Genomic DNA, 16,455 nt, shown 5'->3' on the forward strand with positions numbered 1-16,455 from the left:
CCTGCGCAGTACGCGCGTGTGCACCGCGCTCCACCCCTGGACGTACCCGCCGTGCCGGGCCGGGTGCGGCCGTACGGGCCGCTCACTGCGGCCTGGGACGCACCAGTCCGGACTCGTAGGCGATGACGACGAGTTGGGCCCGGTCGCGGGCGCCGAGCTTGGCCATGGCCCGGTTGACATGGGTCTTCACGGTCAGCGGGCTGACCTCCAGGCGCTCGGCGATCTCGTCGTTGGAGTATCCGCCGGCGACCTGGACGAGCACCTCGCGCTCCCGCACGGTCAGCGCGTCCAGCCGCGTGGGCCGGGCCTGGTCGCGGCCGTCGTCCGACGCGCCGGCCTGCGCGAGGAAGCGGGCGATCAGACCCTTGGTGGCCACCGGGGACAGCAGCGCGTCGCCCTGCGCCGCGATCCGGATGGCGCTCAGCAGTTCCTCGGGTTCGCTGCCCTTGCCGAGGAAGCCGCTGGCGCCCGCGCGCAACGAGCGCACCACGTAGTCGTCCACCTCGAAGGTGGTGAGGATGACCACGTGCACCTGGGCGAGGGAGGGGTCGGAGCTGATCATGCGGGTGGCCGCGAGGCCGTCGGTGCCGGGCATGCGGATGTCCATCAGCACCACGTCGGCCCGCTGCTCCTTGGCGAGCCGTACCGCCTCCGCGCCGTCGGACGCCTCCCCCACCACCTCCATGTCGGGCTCGGAGTCGACGAGCACCCGGAAGGCACTGCGCAGCAGCGCCTGGTCGTCGGCGAGCAGGACACGGATCGTCATGCGGGGTCCCCCGGGGCACGCGTACGGGTCTCGACCGGCAGGATCGCATGGACGCGGAAGCCGCCCCCGTAGCGGGGGCCGGTGGTGAGGGCGCCGGCCAGGGCGGTGACCCGCTCCCGCATGCCCAGCAGCCCGTGTCCGCCGCCCGCCTGCGGTTCTACGGCCTCGCCGGCCCCGTCGTCCAGGACCGTGATCTCGATGTGCGGTCCGACGCGTACGACGCTGACCTCGGCCTTCGCGTGGGTGCCCGCGTGCTTCTGCACATTGGTGAGCGCCTCCTGGATGACCCGGAACGCGGCCAGGTCCACGGCGGCCGGCAGGGTGGTGCCGTGGTCGGCGCGGGCGACCTCGACATGCAGTCCGGCGCTGCGGAAGGTGCCGGCGAGGTCGTCGAGGCGGTCCAGGCCGGGGGCCGGTTCCGTGGGGGCCTCCGGGTCGCCGGACTGCCGGAGCAGGCCCACGGTGGCCCTCAGTTCGTCGAGCGCGGAGCGGCTGGCCTCCCGGACGTGGCCGAGGGCCTCCTTGGCCTGGTCGGGCCGCTTGTCCATGACGTGGGCGGCCACCCCGGCCTGCACGTTGACCAGGGCGATGTGGTGGGCGACGACGTCGTGCAGGTCGCGGGCGATGCGCAGGCGCTCCTCGGCGACGCGGCGGCGGGCCTCCTCCTCACGGGTGCGCTCGGCGCGCTCGGCGCGTTCCCTGATGGCGTGCACGAAGGCGCGGCGGCTGCGGACGGCGTCACCGCCGGCGGCGGCCATGCCGGTCCAGGCGAAGATCGCCAGGTTCTCCTGCGCGTACCAGGGCATCGGCCCGGCGAGCATGGCGGCGCCGGTCAGCACGGTCATGGCGGTCAGGCCCAGGCGCAGGGTGGTGAGGCGGTCGGTGGCGGCCGCGACGGTGAAGAGGGCGACCACGGCGGACATGGCCACGGGGGCGCGGGGGTCCCCGGTGACGAACTCGACGACGGACATGGTGCCGGCGACGGCGAGGACGGTGCGGGGGGCGCGGCGGCGGAAGACGAGGGCGGCGGCGCCGAGGACCATGAGGACCAGGCTGAGCAGCTCGGGCCGGCGTACCCCCCAGCTGACGACGTGGTCGCCGCGCGGGCCCACGAAGGAGCCGACCACCATGCACACGAGGACGCCGGCCGCGAGGGCCGCGTCCAGTGCGAGGGGGTGCGCCTTCAGCCGGCATCGGGCGCGGTCGAGGGTGGTCACGCCTGACTACGGTACGGGGTCGCGCGCCGCGGGGGGACGGCGCCGGGTGCGGGCCCCGGGACGGCTCCCGTCCGGGGGCTGCCGTGCTCCCCGGACAGGCTGTCCTTCCTCACCGGGCCTCACCGGGCCTCACCGGGCCCCACCGGGCCGCACTCGGGCGTCACTAGGGCCTCATCCGGGTCTCAACCGGGGATGAGTCCGTCGTCGCTCAGCAGGTCCCGGACCTCCTCCAGGGTGGCGTCCGCGGCGGGGAGGATCAGGTCGGACGGCTCCAGGGAGTCGTCCGGCACGGGCTCGCCCAGTTCGCGGACCCTGGACAGCAGGGCCGCGAGGGTGCGACGGAAGCCGGGACCGTCGCCCTTCTCCATCTCGGCCAGGAGTTCGTCGTCCAGCTTGTTCAGGTCGGCGAGGTGGCCGTCGGCCAGCCTCACCTGTCCCTCTCCCATGATCCGTACGATCATGTCGCCCTCCTAGGCGTGGCCCCGGCTGTCGGTGACATGGCGTGCCTCGACGCGGCTCACTGCTTGTCGAAGCGGGGGGTGTCCTGCGGCTGCTGCTGGGGCCGGCCCTCGCCCGTGCCGCCTTCGATCGCCTGCCGGTCCGCGGACGAGCCGCCGGCCAGCTCCGCCTTCATGCGCTGAAGCTCCAGCTCTACATCCGTACCACCGGAGAGCCGGTCCAGCTCGGTCTGGATGTCGTCCTTGGCCAGCCCGGAGGGGTCGTCCAGGGCGCCGGAGGCGAGCAGCTCGTCGATCGCGCCGGCCCGGGCCTGGAGCTGCGCGGTCTTGTCCTCGGCCCGCTGGATGGCCAGGCCGACGTCGCCCATCTCCTCGGAGATGCCGGAGAACGCCTCGCCGATCCGGGTCTGCGCCTGGGCCGCCGTGTAGGTCGCCTTGATGGTCTCCTTCTTCGTACGGAAGGCGTCGACCTTGGCCTGCAGGCGCTGGGCCGCCAGGGTGAGCTTCTCCTCCTCGCCCTGGAGCGTGGCGTGCTGCGTCTGAAGGTCCGTCACCTGCTGCTGAAGCGCGGCACGGCGGGAGAGCGCCTCGCGGGCCAGGTCCTCGCGGCCCAGCGCGAGCGCCTTGCGGCCCTGGTCCTCCAGCTTTCCGGACTGCTGCTGCAGCTGGTTCAACTGGAGCTCCAGACGCTTGCGGCTGGTCGCCACGTCCGCGACACCGCGCCGCACCTTCTGCAGTAGCTCCAACTGCTTCTGGTACGAGTAATCGAGGGTCTCGCGCGGGTCCTCGGCCCGGTCAAGGGCCTTGTTCGCCTTCGCGCGGAAGATCATCCCCATACGCTTCATGACACCGCTCATGGGCTTCGCGCGCCCCCTTCTGACGGACTCCAGCTCACAGCTCTGCGACAGAACCCACAGTACGGGCCCTGCGACCATTACCGCACTGTTCGGGAGCGGATACGGTCATCCCCGAGGACGACTGCGTCCGCTACCCCTCCGGCGCAGGGAGGAGATGCCCCCCTGACCACCGGGCGACGACGGTCGCGACGTCCCCTCTGTCCCCCTACAGACGATCGGTGTTGCCGGATCGTTCCCCGAGGGACTGGGGTCCATGCGGGTCAAGCCCTTACCCTTGGGTTTTGTGTTCCGTAGCCGTGCCAAGGATGAGAAGACCCCGGTCGCCGACAAGGCACCGGTGAGCGTCTCCAAGCAGACCCGCGACCCGCAGGCCCCCAAGGGCCGCCCCACGCCCAAGCGGAGTGAGGCGCGCTCCCAGCGCCGCAGCGTCGCCAACACGTCGATGACGCGCAAGGATGCCGCGAAGCGGCAGCGCGAGGAGCGCCGAGTCCAGTTGGAGCGGCAGCGCCAGGCGCTGGCGAGCGGCGACGAGCGCTATCTGCCGGCCCGCGACAAGGGCCCGGTCCGCCGGTTCGCGCGGGACTTCGTCGACTCGCGGTTCAACATCGCGGAGTTCTTCCTGCCGATGGCCGTGGTCATCCTGGTGCTGAGCATGATCCGGGTGCCGGCGCTGCAGAACATCGCGCTGCTGCTGTGGCTCGTGGTGATCGTCCTGATCGTGCTGGACTCGGCGGCCAGCGGCTTCCGGCTGAAGAAGCGCCTGAATGAGCGCTTCCCGGACCAGAACAAGCGGGGCGCGGTCGCCTACGCCCTGATGCGCTCCCTCCAGATGCGCCGGCTCCGGCTGCCCAAGCCGCAGGTCAAGCGTGGGGAGCGGCCCTGAGCGCGACCGCTTTCTCCGAGGGTGCCGCGGACGCCTGGCTGAACAAACTGGGTGGGCTGCGTGATGTCGTACGACAGGAACTGGTGGCCCGGCAGCTCGACGAGCAGATAGCCGGACGGTTCCCGGTCGGGCAGCGGCTGCGGGTGCTCGACGTGGGGATGGGCCAGGGCACGCAGGCGCTGCGGCTGGCCCGGGCCGGGCACCAGGTCACCGGGCTCGAACGGGACCAGACGATGATCTCCGTGGCCCGTGCCGCGCTGGCCGCCGAGCCTGAGGGCATCCGGGCGCGGGTGCGGATCGTCGAGGGCGACGGCCAGGACACCGGCGTGCACTTCCTGCCGGGCAGTTTCGACGTGGTGCTGTGCCACGGGGTGCTGATGTACGTCGAGGAGCCGGACCCGCTGCTCGCGGGGCTGGCGCGGATGCTCGCGCCGGGCGGTCTGCTGTCGCTGCTGGTGCGCAACGGCGACGCGCTGGCACTGCGCCCGGGGCTGTCCGGCGAGTGGCCGACGACACTGGCCGCGTTCGACACGACGGCGTACCGCAACCGGCTGGGGCTGGACGTGCGGGCGGACCGGCTCGCACACCTGACGGCGACGCTCGCGGGGATCGGGGCGCCGCTGCGGACCTGGTACGGGGTGCGCGTCTTCACGGACACGGCGGCCGACGACGCGGAGCCACCGGCCGACACCGAGACGCTGGAAACACTCCTGGCAGCCGAGGAACGAGCCGGCCGGACGGACCCCTACCGCGCGGTGGCGGCCCTCCTGCACCTGTGCGGCGTACGCGGCTGACACCCCACAGCCGCCCGCCCATGCGGGGCGGCACGCCGCCGAGAACCCGCGGCACCTGTACGGGGCGCGCCGCTGACCAACGGCCAGACGAGTACGGGGTACGCCGCCGCCGGCCGGCCGCGCCTGTGCGGGGATCGCCGTCGAGGACTGGCCGCACCCGTGCGAGGTGCACCGCTGAGGACCCGCTGCACCTGCACGGGGTGCGCTGCTGACCACCGGCCGCACGTCTGCAGGGGGTACGCGCTGACGATCAGCCGCGTCTGGGCGCTAGGCACCGCTGATGACCAGCCGGCCCTGTACGGGGAGCGCCGCTGACGACCAGTCGCACTCGTGCGAAGGCGTAAGCCGACCATCGGTCACACCTGCGTGGGAAGGCGCCGCTGGAGACCCGTGCACCCGTGTGGGGGCGTCGCTGACAGCCGGCCGCAGCCGTGCGGGGCGCGCCGTCGGCCACCGGTCGTGGACCTGCGAGGTGTGCCGTCGGGGGGGCAGTGATCGCCGCTCGTTCGGGGGAGCAGCGGAAGCCGGGGGCGTGGCGTGCGGAGAGACTCGGGGTATGGATGTCTCCTTCCGTGGTCCGCGGCCGGTCGTTCTGCTGGCCGCCCTCGTCGGCTGCGTCGCGGTGCTGTCCGGGTGCCACGGTGCGGCCGACCCGCAGGCGACGACCGGCGCGTCCAAGGACCCCGTCGGCGCCCGCCGACCCGCCGCGGCCTCGGCGAACGACCTGCAGAGCGACTACATGCGGGTGATCAAGGAGGCACTGCCGTCGGTCGTGCAGATCCAGTCCGGCAACCAGCTGGGGTCCGGGGTCGTGTACGACGACAAGGGGCACATCGTCACCAACGCGCACGTCATCGGGTCCGGGAAGACGTTCAGCGTGACCACGGCCAACAGCGAGACGTCGCTCACCGCCACCCTGGTCTCCTCGTACCCGGACCAGGACCTCGCCGTCGTCAAGCTGGGCAAGGTGCCGCACGGGCTGAAGGCGGCCACCTTCGGCGAGTCGGGGAAGGTCGAGGTCGGGCAGATCGTCCTGGCCATGGGTTCGCCGCTGGGGCTGTCGTCGAGCGTGACCCAGGGGATCGTGTCGGCGACCGGCCGCACCGTCAGCGAGGGGAGCGACGGCGGCACGGGGGCCACGATCGCCGGCATGGTGCAGACGTCGGCCGCAATCAACCCGGGCAACAGCGGGGGCGCGCTGGTGAACCTGAACGGTCAGGTCATCGGAATCCCGACACTCGCCGCCGCCGACCCGCAGCTCGGGGGCAGCGCGGCGCCCGGCATCGGCTTCGCGATCCCGGCGTCGACGGTGAAGACGATCGCCGGGCAGATCGTGCGGTACGGCAAGGTCGTCAACTCCGGCCGGGCCGCGCTCGACATCACCGGACGCACCGTCGTCGGCATGGACTACGAGCCCGCCGGGGTCGCGGTGGTGGACGTGAAGGCCGGCGGGGCCGCGGCACGGGCGGGGATCCGGTCCGGAGACATCATCACCAAGGTCGGCGGCCAGGACATCACCACCATCACCTCGCTGTCGGAGGCGCTCGCCGCCGACCGGCCGGGCCAGCGGACCACGGTGACGTTCTCGCGCGACGGCAGCCAGAAGACGGTGGACGTGACGCTGGGCGAGCAGTGAGCGGGGGCGGCCGGCCACCGGCGGCCGCCCGGCCCGCCTACGCCGAGGCCTCGTCCGCGTGCAGGCTCATCGGGCCGTAGATCTCCTTGGCGTCCTCGAACAGCCACACCTGGTCGGCGCCGCCGTCGAGCAGGGCCTTCCAGTTCTCCCCGATCCAGGACTCGGCGTCGCCCTGCGTGGTGAACTCCTCGGGCTGCACCGCGGGCTGGACCTCCGTCCCGTCGGCCGTCTCGAACCGCCACGTCCATGCCGCCATGTACGCCTCCCTGGTGTGAGCACACTGCACAGCGCGGGCCGGACCCGGTCCGGCCCCCTGCCCCGCAGCCTAGGGCCTCTCGTGAACTTCCCGCCCGTGCGGTGGATCATGCCCCCCGTACACCGGATCAGGCACGCCCGCCCGGACCGACGGCAAGCGCCGCGCTTCCCCGTCGGCCCGATCCGCCGTACCGACCCCGGCACGATCCGCCGTACAGACCCTGGCCGGATGCGCGGGACCCGAGGCGACAGGCGAAAATCGGGTCCGTGGACGTGACTCTGCTCGGCACCGGTGCCCCCGCGGGACTGCCCCGCCCCGACTGTCCCTGCGCGGCCTGCGCGACCGCGCTCGGCGCGGACGCGCGGGCGGCGACCGCTCTGCTCGTGGACGGGGCGCTGCTGCTGGACCTGACCCCCGGCGCGGCGTTCGCGGCGGCGCGGGCGGGGCATTCGCTGGGCGGCGTGGCGCAGGTGCTGCTGTCACACCCGCACGACGGGCCGGCGGTCGAGGTGCCGGCCGGTCTGCCGCAGCCGGAGCGGGTGCCGGACGGGCGGGAGCTGACGCTGCTGACAGGGCATCGGGTGCGGGCCGTGGCGCTGGACGCCCCCGGCACCGGGTACGCGGTGACCGGCCCGGACGGGCGGCGGCTGCTGTACCTGCCGCCGGGCGGCGCGCCGGCCGGTCTGGAGGAGGGCTCCGCGGAGACGTACGACATGGTCCTGTCGGACGTGGTGGGACGCCCCGACGCGCTGGCCAAGCTGCGGGCGGTCGGGGCGGTGGGGCCGACCACGGACGTCGTCGCGGTCCACCTCGACCACGACGTGCCGCCGGGTCCGGAGCTGCGCCGGCGGCTCGCGGCGGCGGGGGCGCGGGCCGTGCCGGACGGTACGACGCTGGCGGTCGGGGCGTACGAGGACGTACCGGACGTGCCCCGGCGCACGCTCGTGCTCGGCGGGGCGCGGTCGGGCAAGTCGGTGGAGGCCGAGCGGCGGCTGGAGACCTATCCCGGCGTGCTGTACGTGGCCACCGGCGGCACCCGCGGCGGGGACACCGAGTGGGCGGCCCGGGTGGCCGCGCACCGGGAGCGGCGGCCGGGCTCGTGGCGCACGACCGAGACGTGCGACCTGGTGCCGCTGCTGGCGCAGGACGGCCCGCCGCTGCTCGTCGACTGCCTGTCGCTGTGGCTGACGGACGCGATGGACTCCGTCCGCGCCTGGGACGACGCCGAGTGGGCGGGCGGCGGCGAACTCGCCCTGCGCGAACGGGTGACCGCCCTGACCGGCGCCCTGCGCGCCACCCGGCGCACCGTGGTGGCGGTCTCCAACGAGGTCGGCTCCGGCATCGTCCCCGCCACCGCCTCCGGCCGCCGCTACCGCGACGAACTCGGGCGCCTGAACGCCGCGTTCGCCGCGGAGTGCGAACACGTCCTGCTGGTGGTGGCCGGTCAGGCACTGGTGCTGCGCGGCTGACCCGGTTCGGGCGGCGGGCCGGGGGGAGAGCCGGTCAGGGCAGGGGGCGGCGGGCGACGACGCGGTAGGTGTTGGAGAGGCCGGGGGCGCGGCGCAGGAGGGGCGAGAGAAGGAGATCCAGGATCGCCACCGCGTTCACCAGGGGGCCGGCGAGGGCGGTCAGGGCGGTGCGCAGGGTGTGCTGGAGGCCGGTGGGCGGGTTGTCGCGCCAGGGGGCGTCGGTGGCGGGCAGCACGTGGGCGAGGAGCAGGGCGACGGCCGCCGACAGGTCGTTGGGTCTGTGCGGGGTGCGGCGGTCGGTGGCGAGGATGGTGCAGCCCTGGGACTCCAGTTCCGCGCGGAGGTTGTCCAGCGGCAGCAGGTGGAGATGGCGCGGCTGGCCGTGCGGCAGCCACCACCTGCCCAGCAGCCGGGCGGGCACGCAGTGCGGGTCGGGCAGTTCGATCAGCAGGTGCCCGCCGGGGCGCAGCACGGTGAGGGCGCCCCTCAACTCCGCACGGGGATCCGGTACATGGGCCAGGTGGTGGAAGACGCTGACCACGTCGTAGCGCCCGCGCAGCCGCTCCGCGATGTGCGGGTCGGCCAGGTGCCCGACGTGGGCCTCCTCGACCCACCCCTGCTCGCGGGCCCGCTCCACGCGCTGGGTGGGGTCAAGGCCGTCGAAGGCGGTGTACGGGAACACCTCCCGCGCCGCCCCGGGGAAGTGGCCGTGGCCCGTGCCGACGTCCAGCCAGCTCTCCGGCTCCCCCACGGTGCTCATCAGGCGCGCGTCGGACCGGTGCCGCCGGCGGCCGCGGCGGGCCACGAGCACCGGGGCCGCGAGTCCCTCCGGGTCCTCCTCGTCGAAGTCCCGGTGGTAGAAGGCCAGTCCGGCCGCCGTGAGCCGGGGGTTCTGGAAGGCGTGGCCGCACTCCCGGCATTCGTCGACGGTGAACGTGCCCGGCTTGTGCTGGAGCAGGTCCGGCGCGCGCAGCCGGGTGCGCAGCCGACCGGAGCCGCACCACGGGCAGTCCGCACGGGGCGGCTCCTGGAAACGTCCGGTGCCCTCGGCGAGTTCGGCGGCGTAGGCGAGGCGGCGCGGGTCGTAGAACCCCGGGGCGTACGGCAGGGGCGGCATGGGCGGCTCCCGGTGGGTCACTGCGGAACAAGTCACTGCAAAGGGAACGTATGGGATCCGGATCTTGGCCGGAAAGACGCCGTACGGGTGTGGTGGCGATGTGGCGCCGCCCGGTTGGATCAGGGCCGGTACTGTTCGGCGAATGAGCTCGCTGAATCTCGACGACTTCACCGATCTGATCGAGCGCCCGGACGGCGGCCTGCGCCGTGACGCCGAGGCGCGCCGGGAGCGTCAGATCGTGCCGCCCGGTGCGCTGGGCCGTCTGGACGACCTGGGTGAATGGCTGGCCTCGGCGCAGTCCGCCGTGCCGGTGCGGCCGGTCGAACGGCCGAAGGCGGTGCTGTTCGCCGGCGACCACGGGGTCGCGGAACTGGGTGTGTCGGTGCGCCCCGCGGGCGGTGCCGAGCAGCTGGTACGGGCGGTACTGGAGGGCGGCCGGCCGGTGTCCGTGCTGGCCCGGCGGCTCGGCGTGCCGGTGCGGGTGGTCGACATGGCGCTGGACTGCGCGCCCGAGTCGCTGCCCGAGGACGTCGTACGGCACCGGGTGCGGCGCGGCAGCGGGCGCGTCGACATCGAGGACGCGCTGACCCTCGAGGAGGCGGAGGCCGCCTTCCGTGCCGGTGTGGCGGTGGCCGACGAGGAGGCCGACTCCGGTACGGACCTGGTGGTACTGGGCGACATCAGCGTCGGCGGGACCACGCCGGCCGCCGTGCTGATCGCCGCGCTGTGCGGGACGGACGCCTCGGTGGTGACGGGCCGCGGCGGCGAGCCGATCGACGACCTGACGTGGATGCGCAAGTGCGCGGCGATCAGGGACGCGCTGCGGCGGGCCCGGCCCGTCCTCGGGGACCAGTTGCAGCTGCTGGCCACGGTGGGCGGCGCCGACCTCGCCGCGATGACGGGTTTCCTGTTGCAGTGCGCGGTGCGGAAGCTGCCGGTGATCCTGGACGGCGTGGTGTCGGCGGCGTGCGCGCTGGTGGGGCAGCGGGTGGCGTTCCGGGCGCCGGACTGGTGGCTGGCCGGTCACGACAGCGGCGAGCCGGGCCAGGCCAAGGCGCTGGACCGGATGGCGCTGGAGCCGCTCGTGGACCACGGCGTACGGGTCGGCGAGGGGACGGGGGCTCTGCTGGCGCTGCCCCTGGTGCAGAGCGCCGCCGCGCTGGCCGCGGAGCTGCCCGAGCGCCCGGAGGACCCGGAGGCCCCGGACACCAAGGCGACCGAGGCCGAAGCGCCCGAGGAGAAGGCGGCCGAAGACGGGAAGGCCGAGGAGAAGGCAGCCGAGGAGTAGCCACGCGAGGGCCGGCGCCCTCTCCTGCCCCTCGACGGAACCCGCCCCGACCGGACACCGGCCGCCGCCCAATGCGGCGCGGGCACGGCCCGGCGGAGCCGCGCCCCCGGCGCCCGGCGAAGGGACATTCACGGGAACCCATCGACACCGCCCGCCGGGCGTCCTCGCCGCCCGCCGCGGCGAAGGGACGCCCACGAGGGCGCCGCCCACCGACATCACCGGCCCGCACCCGCAACGGAACCCACCCCCCGTCCGGACACCGGCCGCCGCCCAATGCGGCACGGGCACGGCCCGGCGGAACCGCGACCCTGACGCCACCGAACCACGCACCCTCGCCACCCGCCGCCCGCCGGCCGCGGCGAAGGGGCGCCCACCTGGGGCGGTACCCACCGGCACCGCCCGGCCGGGCGTCCTCGCCGCTCGCGCACCGCGGGGCGACGTCGCCCCCGGATCCGTGCGGGAACACGGCGATCAGCCGCGAAGGACCGGACGGCCACCCGCGCGCGGCGGGCCCCCGCACCCACGGACAGCGGACCGCGTCGCGCACGGACGGCGGGCGAAAAGGGACGTTCATCGGGGCGGCGCCCATATGATCACTGTTCATGGGAGATGCCCGAATTGCCGTGCGTGAGGAGCGGGCCCCGGTTCGTGGGGCCGAGGCGGGACGGCCGGGCGGCGGGGCCTCGCGGCGGGCGGCCGCGTTCGCCGTCTGGTACCTGCGGGCGGCCGCGTTCGTCAACTTCCTCAGCGCGGCGTGGGTCTCCCTGGGGCAGGACGTGCGGCGGCACAACCAGGAGGACCTCTTCACGCCGTACCTGCTGACCGCCGGCTTCGCCTCCGGCGTGTTCGCCGCGTTCCTGGCCATCACCATGCGGCGGCGCAAGCGGGCCGCCTGGATCCTGAACCTGGCGCTGTCCGGGTCGTTCCTCGCGCTGTTCGCGTTCACCATGACGTTCCCGGAGATCCGCCGCTCGGCGCAGAACTGGATCTCCCTGGCCCTCACCGCCGCCTTCGTCGCCGCGCTGCTGCTCGGCCGCCGCGAGTTCTACGCCAAGGGCGACCGTGCCAACCCGCGGCTCGCCGCCGCCGTCGGCCTCGGCGGGCTGCTGGCCTCCTCGCTGCTCGCCGCGCTGCTGGTGACGGTCACCAACCAGGCGCCGGACGCGGCCCGTTCGACGTACCTCCAGCGCTGGCACTACGGCACGCTGCGACTGGTCTCGGTCGCCGCCTCCGAGGCACGCTTCCCCGACATCCACACCCCGAACTGGGTGAACGTGTCGATCAACGTACTGTCCACGGCCCTCGTCCTCGCCGTCCTGTACGCCGCCTTCCGCTCCCGCCGCGCCGTCGACCCCCTCACCGCCGACGACGAGAGGCGGCTGCGGGAACTGCTGGAGCGGCACGGCGAGCGCGACTCGCTCGGCTACTTCGCGCTGCGCCGGGACAAGAGCGTGTTCTGGTCGCCGACCGGAAAGGCCGCCGTCGCCTACCGCGTCCTCGGCGGGGTGTCCCTGGCCTCCGGGGACCCGCTCGGCGACCCGGAGGCCTGGCCCGGCGCCATCGAGGGGTGGCTGGCCGAGGCGCGGGCGCACGGCTGGAGCCCGGCTGTGATGGGCGCGAGCGAGGAGGCCGGCACGGTGTACGCGCGGCACGGTCTCGACGCTCTGGAACTGGGCGACGAGGCCGTGGTCGAGGTCGACGGCTTCACCCTGGACGGGCGGGCCATGCGGACCGTGCGGCAGGCCTACAACCGGGTCGCACGGGCCGGGTACTCGGTGCGTGTCCGGCGGCACCAGGACATCCCCGCGGACGAGATGGCGTACCTGGTCGACCGGGCGGACGACTGGCGGGACGGGCCCACCGAACGCGGCTTCAGCATGGCGCTGGGCCGGCTCGGCGACCCGCGGGACGGGCAGTGCGTGATGCTGGAGTGCCATGACGCCGACGGCGAGTTGAGGGCCCTGTTGTCCTTCGTGCCGTGGGGGCCGCACGGGCTGTCCCTGGACGTGATGCGGCGCGACCGGCACGCCGGCAACGGGCTCATGGAGTTCATGGTGCTCGACCTGCTGCGCCGCGCCCGGGAGATCGGGATCACCCAGGTCTCGCTCAACTTCGCCGTGTTCCGCTCGGTCTTCGAACGGGGGGCGCGCCTCGGTGCCGGACCGGTGCTGAGGCTGTGGCGTTCGCTGCTCGGACTGTTCTCCCGCTGGTGGCAGATCGAGTCGCTGTACCGGGCGAACGCCAAGTACCGGCCCATCTGGGAGCCGCGGTTCCTGCTCTTCGAGAAGAGCGCGGACCTGCTGCGCATCGGCCTCGCCGCGGCGCGCGCGGAGGGGTTCCTGGAGCCGCCGGAACCGCCGAAGTGGCTGCACCGAGGACACCTGGAGACGCAGGGATGACCGCACTGGCCCGCTGGGCACGCGCCGAATGGGGGCTGCTGTACGCCACCGTGCGCGAGCCACTGCCGAAGCGGCGCCTGCGGGCCGTTCCGATGACCGCCGGAGCGGTGAGCCTGACAGCGGTGCTCCATCTGGTGCAGAACCAGTCCTGGGGTTACGGCCTGGTGCAGCACCTCGGGGCCGTACGGGCGGATGAGCCGCTGTGGCTCGCGCTGCTGCGCACTCCCCTGTCGCTGTTCGTGCCCGCGCTGGACCTGCCGGTGTGGGGCGCGCTGGCGCAGATCCTGTGCGTGTTCGGCATCGCCGAGATCTGCCTGGGCCGGCCCCGGACCCTCGCCGTCGCCTACGTCGCCACCCTCTCCGGAACCCTGTACGCGCGCCTGGGCGTCGCCCTCGGCCCGCACCACCCGCTCGGCCTGCCCGGCACGGACGCGCAGTTGGTGGACACCGGCCCGTCGGCGGCCGTGGTGGGCCTCGCGATCTACATCGGCTGGCGCTACGGGGCGTACGTCACGGCGGGCGCGGTGATCGCGGCCATGGCGCTGGAGGTCGGGCTGAAGCAGAACCTGGCCGGCAAGGAGCATCTGGCGGCGATCGCGGGGGTGCTGCTGCTGTGCGCGCTGTCGGCGGCCCGGCACCGGGTGCCGCGCGCCGCGGTGTCATCTGCGCCCGGGCAGGCGGGCCGGCTGCTGGTCCGGTTTGCCGCCGATCCAGTCCTGGAACGCCCGGCGGGGGCCGGACCAGCGGCGGTCGTGTCGGTCGGCGCGCCGTCCGGCGCGGGCCAGGGCACGCGGGCGGTGGCGGTAGAAGCGCCTGGCCCAGTAGGAGTCGGGGCGGGCCAGACGCATCGCGCCGAACAGCGCGACGAACGGAATGATCACGCCGAACAGGGCGATGCGGCCCTTGCCCTTGCTCAGGGCGATCAGGGAGAAGACGAAGTTCACGACCACGCTCGTGATGACCGCCCCGCGGTCCTGCAACTCGGCCTGGGACAGGTTGTTGACGCCGAACGGGGAGAACCCGGCAAGCACCAGGGCGACCAGCGCCGCGGTGAGCGCCACGACCTCGACGCTCTTGCGGCCCGACTCGGTCCAGTAGACGTCGTCCAGGTGCAGGATCAGCGCGAACTCGTCCAGCACGAGGCCCGCGCCGACGCCGAAGACGACCGCGAAGATCGCCGTGGCGGCCTCGTGCCGGCCGCTGCTGGCGACCACTCCGAAACCGCCGAGGATGGTGAGGACGACGCCGGGCACGGCGTGGTGGATGTGCAGTCCACCGGCCTTGACGTTGCCGAAGGGGCCCTTCCCGGCGCGGATCAGCCGAGTGATCACCCGGGTGACCACGAAGGTGAGGACGAAGGCGGCCAGCGCCAGGAGCAGGGGCAGCTTCCCGGGTTCGACGATGTTCCGCTCCAGCCAGTGCCCCATGTATGCAGTGTGCCGCCTTCCCCGGTCGCCCGCCCGCCCGCCGAAGGGCACACGCAGGTCCCGTAGTCTGCCCGCGTGTTCAGGATCCCCTCGCCGCACGGGCCGCGGTTCGCCTTCGGCACCCTCACCGTCCTTCCGGTCAGGGTGAGCCGCTGGGACCGCGGGGCGGCGCGCGGCGGGATGCTCTGCGCGCCGCTCGCCGGACTCGTGGTCGGGGTGGCGGCGGCGGCCGTGGGACTGCTGCTGCTCCTCGCCGGCGCCGGCGCGCCGCTCGCCGCCGTCGCCACCGTCGCCGTGCCCGCCGCGCTGACCCGCGGACTGCATCTCGACGGGCTCGCCGACACCGCGGACGGGCTCGGCAGCGGCAGGCCCGCCGAGGACGCGCTGCGGATCATGAAGCAGTCGGACATCGGCCCCTTCGGGGTGATCACCCTCGTGTTCGTGCTGCTCGCCCAGGTGGCCGCGCTGACCCGGGCCTACGACGGATCCTGGGCCCGCGGCGCGCTCGCCGCCGTCGTGTCGGCCACGGTCGCCCGGCTGGCCCTGACGCTGGCCGCCCGCACCGGGGTGCCGGCCGCCCGGCCGGAGGGACTGGGCGCCACGGTCGCCGGGGTGGTCCCGGTGCCGGGCGCGTTCGGCGCGGCCCTCGTGGTCGCGGTGGCCGCCGTGGCTGCGGGCGCCTTCCTCGGCGCCCACCTCTGGGTGCTCACGGCACTGGCGGTGGTCGCCGCCCTGGCCGCCGCCGAACTCCTCCTGCGCCACTGCACGCGCCGCTTCGGCGGTGTGACGGGCGACGTCTTCGGCGCGCTCGCCGAGACGGCGGCCACCACGGTGCTGGTCGTCCTGGCCCTGCGCTGAGCCGGGCGGTTCAGCAGGTCCGGCGCCACGCCCCCAGTTCGTACGTCTTCAGCAGCGAGCTGAGCCTCAGCCGCCGGGACTGCGCGCAGAAGCGGCTCGTCGGCAGCTCGTACTCGGCGTGGAACACCGCCTTGCCCGCCGCGACGAAGGGCTCCAGATCGGCGCATTCGCCGTACTGGGCGCACTGTTCGTTGACCGCGAAGTCGAAGTCCGCCACCAGCCGCGGGATCTGGTCCAGGTCGTTCTTCAGGCCCACCGCCATGCCCCGGTCGTGGGCCAGCTTCGCCACCAGGCGGTTGTAGCGGAGCTGGTCGGCGGCCGTCAGCGGAAAGCCGGTGCGGTTCCTGTAGCCGTCCATGTTGTCCGGCTCCACCGCGTCGAAGCCCTTCTCGCGGCACATGTCGAGGCGGGCCGCCATCAGGGGTCCGAGGACGTCGGTACGGCGGATGTCGAGCCAGCGCTCGCCGTCCCAGCCGTTGCCCCGGCCGAGGACGGAGGCCGGGAACCTCCCCGCGTCCGGGCGGAACTCCTCCCAGGCGCCGGTCGAGAGGTAGCAGATCACCCTGCGGCCCTCGCGGTGCAGCCGGGCGACCGTGGCCGCCGAGTGGTCGAAGCCGTCGATGTCGTAGACCTCGGCCGGTACGGAGGTGTCGAGACGGCCGCTGAGCTGCCACTGCCAGCTCGTGCCCGGACGCGGCTGCCAGCGTCCGGCGGCCGGGCGGGCGGCACTGTCGGCGCGGCCGTCGTCGCCGCCGGCACCGTCCTGGTGGGCGGCGCATCCCACGAGCAGCAGGAGTGCCGCAGTCGGCGCGAGAAGGCGCGTGATCAGTGCTCTCAACGGGCGGGCTCCCGGGTGCGGTGACGGGCGTACGTCCGACGATCATCGCCGATTCCATTGCCGTACAGGGAAGTTGCCCGCCCGGCCGGCGGTCCGGGCCTTCCGCCACCGCCGTCGGCGCCGCTTCCGGCCACCGGTGCCGGAACCGGGACGTGACGGCTGCGCCTCTCCCGGGTGAACACCCGCAGGAGT

15 protein-coding genes and 1 pseudogene are annotated in these 16,455 nt (G+C 74.0%); 8 read left to right on the forward strand and 8 right to left on the reverse strand.

Features of this window, described 5'->3' with window-relative positions; all coding sequences use genetic code 11:
- Positions 1 to 82 precede the first annotated feature (82 nt).
- The 4 genes from ACIQMV_RS03430 to ACIQMV_RS03445 all read right to left on the reverse strand — a co-directional run bounded on the left by ACIQMV_RS03430 (position 83) and on the right by ACIQMV_RS03445 (position 3,298).
- Complete coding sequence (locus ACIQMV_RS03430) at positions 83 to 766, reverse strand: response regulator (protein WP_402590772.1); 684 nt, start codon at positions 764 to 766, stop codon at positions 83 to 85.
- Entirely contained in the window at positions 763 to 1,983 is a 1,221-nt protein-coding gene (locus ACIQMV_RS03435) for a sensor histidine kinase (protein WP_402590773.1), read from the reverse strand. The genes ACIQMV_RS03430 and ACIQMV_RS03435 overlap by 4 nt, the downstream gene beginning before the upstream one ends.
- Positions 1,984 to 2,165: 182 nt before the next feature.
- Complete coding sequence (locus tag ACIQMV_RS03440; RefSeq protein WP_141361586.1) at positions 2,166 to 2,444, reverse strand: hypothetical protein; 279 nt, start codon at positions 2,442 to 2,444, stop codon at positions 2,166 to 2,168.
- Between the two features lie 56 nt (positions 2,445 to 2,500).
- Positions 2,501 to 3,298, reverse strand: coding sequence for a PspA/IM30 family protein (locus tag ACIQMV_RS03445; RefSeq protein ID WP_172632992.1), 798 nt, complete (start codon positions 3,296 to 3,298; stop codon positions 2,501 to 2,503).
- 283 nt (positions 3,299 to 3,581) lie between these two features.
- Here ACIQMV_RS03445 and ACIQMV_RS03450 point away from each other — a divergent pair, with 283 nt between their 5' ends.
- The 3 genes from ACIQMV_RS03450 to ACIQMV_RS03460 all read left to right on the forward strand — a co-directional run bounded on the left by ACIQMV_RS03450 (position 3,582) and on the right by ACIQMV_RS03460 (position 6,611).
- The gene (locus tag ACIQMV_RS03450; RefSeq protein ID WP_141361584.1) at positions 3,582 to 4,181 is read left to right on the forward strand and encodes a DUF3043 domain-containing protein; all 600 of its coding nucleotides are present in this window, start codon (positions 3,582 to 3,584) and stop codon (positions 4,179 to 4,181) included.
- 83 nt (positions 4,182 to 4,264) lie between these two features.
- Entirely contained in the window at positions 4,265 to 4,975 is a 711-nt protein-coding gene (locus ACIQMV_RS03455) for a bifunctional 2-polyprenyl-6-hydroxyphenol methylase/3-demethylubiquinol 3-O-methyltransferase UbiG (protein ID WP_225074470.1), read from the forward strand.
- Positions 4,976 to 5,531: 556 nt separating this feature from the next.
- Positions 5,532 to 6,611: a S1C family serine protease gene (locus ACIQMV_RS03460; protein ID WP_402590774.1), complete on the forward strand. Its 1,080-nt coding sequence runs from the start codon at positions 5,532 to 5,534 to the stop codon at positions 6,609 to 6,611.
- A 37-nt stretch (positions 6,612 to 6,648) separates the two neighbouring features.
- Here ACIQMV_RS03460 and ACIQMV_RS03465 read toward each other — a convergent pair whose 3' ends face one another.
- Positions 6,649 to 6,867 carry a hypothetical protein gene (locus ACIQMV_RS03465; protein ID WP_141361578.1) on the reverse strand — a complete coding sequence of 73 codons (219 nt, stop codon included), beginning with the start codon at positions 6,865 to 6,867 and terminating at the stop codon, positions 6,649 to 6,651.
- A 266-nt stretch (positions 6,868 to 7,133) separates the two neighbouring features.
- On the opposite strand from ACIQMV_RS03465, the gene ACIQMV_RS03470 reads away from it, so the two are divergent.
- Entirely contained in the window at positions 7,134 to 8,336 is a 1,203-nt protein-coding gene (locus ACIQMV_RS03470) for a bifunctional adenosylcobinamide kinase/adenosylcobinamide-phosphate guanylyltransferase (RefSeq protein WP_402590775.1), read from the forward strand.
- A 34-nt stretch (positions 8,337 to 8,370) separates the two neighbouring features.
- On the opposite strand, the gene ACIQMV_RS03475 is transcribed toward ACIQMV_RS03470, so the two are convergent.
- A complete protein-coding gene (locus ACIQMV_RS03475) occupies positions 8,371 to 9,453 on the reverse strand; it encodes a class I SAM-dependent methyltransferase (RefSeq protein ID WP_402590776.1) in 1,083 nt (360 codons plus the stop codon).
- Positions 9,454 to 9,595: 142 nt separating this feature from the next.
- On the opposite strand from ACIQMV_RS03475, the gene cobT reads away from it, so the two are divergent.
- From cobT to ACIQMV_RS03490, 3 genes and pseudogenes are all read left to right on the forward strand, one after another.
- Positions 9,596 to 10,741: a nicotinate-nucleotide--dimethylbenzimidazole phosphoribosyltransferase gene (gene cobT / locus ACIQMV_RS03480; RefSeq protein ID WP_402590777.1), complete on the forward strand. Its 1,146-nt coding sequence runs from the start codon at positions 9,596 to 9,598 to the stop codon at positions 10,739 to 10,741.
- Positions 10,742 to 11,343: 602 nt separating this feature from the next.
- Positions 11,344 to 13,140, forward strand: a complete 1,797-nt coding sequence (locus ACIQMV_RS03485; protein WP_402590778.1) for a phosphatidylglycerol lysyltransferase domain-containing protein — start codon at positions 11,344 to 11,346, stop codon at positions 13,138 to 13,140.
- Positions 13,137 to 13,781, forward strand: a pseudogene (locus ACIQMV_RS03490) (hypothetical protein); the annotation flags it as partial. The gene ACIQMV_RS03485 and the pseudogene ACIQMV_RS03490, both read left to right, overlap by 4 nt.
- A gap of 18 nt (positions 13,782 to 13,799) precedes the next feature.
- Here the strand turns inward: ACIQMV_RS03490 and ACIQMV_RS03495 are convergent.
- Positions 13,800 to 14,567, reverse strand: coding sequence for a hypothetical protein (locus ACIQMV_RS03495; RefSeq protein ID WP_402590780.1), 768 nt, complete (start codon positions 14,565 to 14,567; stop codon positions 13,800 to 13,802).
- Positions 14,568 to 14,642: 75 nt separating this feature from the next.
- Between ACIQMV_RS03495 and ACIQMV_RS03500 the strand changes: the two genes are divergently transcribed.
- Positions 14,643 to 15,425: an adenosylcobinamide-GDP ribazoletransferase gene (locus ACIQMV_RS03500; protein ID WP_402590781.1), complete on the forward strand. Its 783-nt coding sequence runs from the start codon at positions 14,643 to 14,645 to the stop codon at positions 15,423 to 15,425.
- A 10-nt stretch (positions 15,426 to 15,435) separates the two neighbouring features.
- Here ACIQMV_RS03500 and ACIQMV_RS03505 read toward each other — a convergent pair whose 3' ends face one another.
- Positions 15,436 to 16,263 (reverse strand): endo alpha-1,4 polygalactosaminidase, encoded by an 828-nt coding sequence (locus ACIQMV_RS03505; RefSeq protein WP_402590783.1) that lies wholly within the window; start codon positions 16,261 to 16,263, stop codon positions 15,436 to 15,438.
- Positions 16,264 to 16,455: the final 192 nt, after the last annotated feature.

The organism is Streptomyces sp. NPDC091412 (assembly GCF_044756885.1).
Taxonomy (GTDB): domain Bacteria; phylum Actinomycetota; class Actinomycetes; order Streptomycetales; family Streptomycetaceae; genus Streptomyces.